Genomic DNA, 2,214 nt, shown 5'->3' on the forward strand with positions numbered 1-2,214 from the left:
GGTAAGTTCGCCAATGGGGCGATGACGGCGGCCTTTGCGAGGGCGTATAATTCAGAGGGTGGTCATGATGATAGTAAACAGGTTATTTTTAGGAAGGTTCGACCTCATAATGGCGAGATGGTAAAAAAGATGGCCAGGGTGCTGCAGATGGTCGCTTTAGTCCCGAGGGTAGATATCGTGTTTATAACGGTAAACCTCGGCCCCATTTGGGGGTTGACATTGCGGGCGAGGTCGGCGATCCAATCGTTGCTGCAGCAGATGGAAAAGTAATAGCAGTTTGCCCTGCATCAAAGTGTCGGGTCTCAGGGAATCAAGTAAATATCAAACATCCGGATGGAACTGTGACTAGATATTTTCATCTCAACTCCGTGACTGTATCAGAAGGTGATTTTGTTACAGCAGAGACTGTGATCGGAACGTTGGGCATCACAGGTAACGCAGCGAATACCACTCAACCTCATCTGCACTTTGAGGTACGTGAAGGAGGGATACTAGGAGTTGCCATTGATCCGGAAAAATGGTTGGAGAGTATAGATGGCTGTGAAATTAGTTGAAATATTGTCATTCCTCTTGCTGGCAATTGAGAGCAGAGCGCACACCATTCTGCCGATTCGGTTGCAGGAAAAAATCCAGTTGGCTGGCTACGTGTTTGATGTTGAAAAAAGCCAGGTGATCAGGATGGGAGACGGTACATTTATAGCTAGAGTGTTTGACGCTGATTCAGCGGGGCGAGGGTCAATAGTGGCTGTTAATGATGAACAGCTAGATATTATAGAGACCTCACGTAAGGTGGGGCAGAAAATAGTTTTTGAGCTGAAAGACGTGAATGCAGACGGCGCTCCTGATGTGTCGATATTCGAGAAAATTGGTTCATATTGGTCAGCACGAATTTACATCAACAAACAAGGCTATCGAAAGGCATTTGAAGGTGTTTCAATACTACAACCTGAACTTGTTGACTTTGGGCCGGGAAAAGAGTTGCAATTGATTATGATGTTTGATCCATTTGGTTTCAGGGATGAGAGGACATATTGTGGGGCCCTCTACGAATTACGTCACGGTAAATATTATCAAGTTGAATGAAGGATGGTTAATTCTGGTTGCCTTAGAGAGGCACTTAACCTAGTAGGGGGTTGAGAGAATCGGAAGACACGAGGGTATTGCCTAGGGTCTAAGAAATTGATTTCATCGGCCATTGCAAACTAGAAACATAAAATGCGAACAATATTGGTAGATATGAACGTTTATGAAAAAAGGTTCTAAAAGTTTATGGTTTATAATCCTGCTGGCGGCGTTTAGTAGCGTCGGTAACGGGATTCTGCCGGTGTCACTGAAAGAAAAAATTCAGTCGGCTGGCTATTTGGTGGATGAGCGAAGCAACGTTGCCATCATGCCGGATGGAACATTTGTATTGCGTGCTTATAAAGATAAGACATTTAGACATAGTGCCATTCTACTTGTCAGCGAAACGCGATTCGACGTTGTTGAAACGCGAGATGCCGGGGGGCAAATTATCATTGAGCCGATTGACATAAATGCCGACGGTGTCGCAGATCTTGTCATTTCCGAAAATTTTGAACTCGAATGGTCAATTCGTATTTATGTTAATCAACAGGGGTTCAAGAAAGTGTTTGATGGGACATCCATTTTGCGACCCGAGTTTAAGGATTTTACAGGTGATGGCCGTCTTGAGTTGATCATAAAGACGGATCCATACCACGTAAGCTATGATCCCCTTTTTTGCACCGTAATTTATCAACTCCGTGATGGACATTATCAACCTATGCCAAAGAAAACCCACAGGCCAACGGTAGTTTTTCCTTCCCCGAATGGTACATTCGGGGGTAGAGGATGTATGTCGAGAGAAAACTGCATGAGCCTGCCCACCAAAAGTGGACAAGTCCCTTAGCAGTATTAGGGAGGGTGTTCATTACATGCCGTTGCGGCAGCGGTCGCGAGTAAGATGGCCGGTGCATGGATTGACGGTATTGGCGAGGGCAAGAAAGAGTTTGCTGGAGTGCGCATCATCGCCGCAGCCGTTGTTGGTGGCACAACATCAGTGATCACCGGCGGTAAGTTCGCCAATGGGGCGATGACCGCGGCGTTTGCGAGGGCGTATAACGCGGAGGCAGACACCTCGTTAAAAGAACTCATCAAGACGCTATCTAGCCACGAGAAAAGTCAATTGATAGAAGCACTCCGTTCTTATGATAA

The 2,214-nt window shown here is 45.9% G+C and carries 4 protein-coding genes; all 4 read left to right on the forward strand.

The features are described 5' to 3' along the window. Window positions 1-206: 206 nt before the first annotated feature. A complete protein-coding gene (locus D6694_12320; protein ID RMH38461.1) occupies window positions 207-554 on the forward strand; it encodes a M23 family metallopeptidase in 348 nt (115 codons plus the stop codon). Next, entirely contained in the window at window positions 535-1,083 is a 549-nt protein-coding gene (locus tag D6694_12325) for a hypothetical protein (GenBank protein ID RMH38462.1), read from the forward strand. The genes D6694_12320 and D6694_12325 overlap by 20 nt, the downstream gene beginning before the upstream one ends. A 163-nt stretch (window positions 1,084-1,246) precedes the next feature. Then, window positions 1,247-1,909, forward strand: coding sequence for a VCBS repeat-containing protein (locus tag D6694_12330; protein RMH38463.1), 663 nt, complete (start codon window positions 1,247-1,249; stop codon window positions 1,907-1,909). 54 nt (window positions 1,910-1,963) lie between these two features. Beyond that, the coding region (locus tag D6694_12335; protein ID RMH38464.1) for a hypothetical protein at window positions 1,964-2,214 on the forward strand (251 nt) is incomplete at its 3' end.

The sequence above is a fragment of the Gammaproteobacteria bacterium genome, assembly GCA_003696665.1.
GTDB lineage: Bacteria > Pseudomonadota > Gammaproteobacteria > Enterobacterales.

Bases quoted from the DNA above. Each gene is read 5' to 3' on its own strand.
- D6694_12325 (RMH38462.1), top strand. From the start codon at position 535: ATGGCTGTGAAATTAGTTGAAATATTGTCATTCCTCTTGCTGGCAATT.
- D6694_12330 (RMH38463.1), top strand. From the start codon at position 1,247: ATGAAAAAAGGTTCTAAAAGTTTATGGTTTATAATCCTGCTGGCGGCG.